Raw genomic sequence first — 264 nt, forward strand, 5'->3', positions numbered from 1 at the left:
GCATAAACACAGCCAGCTAAATTTTGTCTCACCAGGGCAACGTCATGCACTGCAAGATGGCGCTATTTTAGCGAAGCGCAAGAAAGTGCTTGAGGCGGCGAAGGAAAGAAAACCGATGCGTTGGTCTACAGAGATCAGAAATTGTGAAGCGGTTGGCGCTGTAACACTCAACCCAGATAAGGCACCAGAAGAAGGCGTAATAAATGCAGCTTAATATTTAAACAAAGAGTGACAACTATCTTGAAAAACACCGTAGGTTTGGAG

Annotated in this window: 1 pseudogene; it reads left to right on the forward strand. The window is 45.1% G+C overall.

What is annotated here, in order from left to right:
- Nucleotides 1–214, forward strand: a pseudogene (locus AAEZ08_RS23020) (IS3 family transposase); the annotation flags it as partial.
- Nucleotides 215–264 lie beyond the last annotated feature (50 nt).

The organism is Pseudomonas sp. E45-MNA-CIBAN-0222, assembly GCF_040310405.1.
In the GTDB taxonomy this organism is placed as follows: domain Bacteria; phylum Pseudomonadota; class Gammaproteobacteria; order Pseudomonadales; family Pseudomonadaceae; genus Stutzerimonas; species Stutzerimonas stutzeri_AC.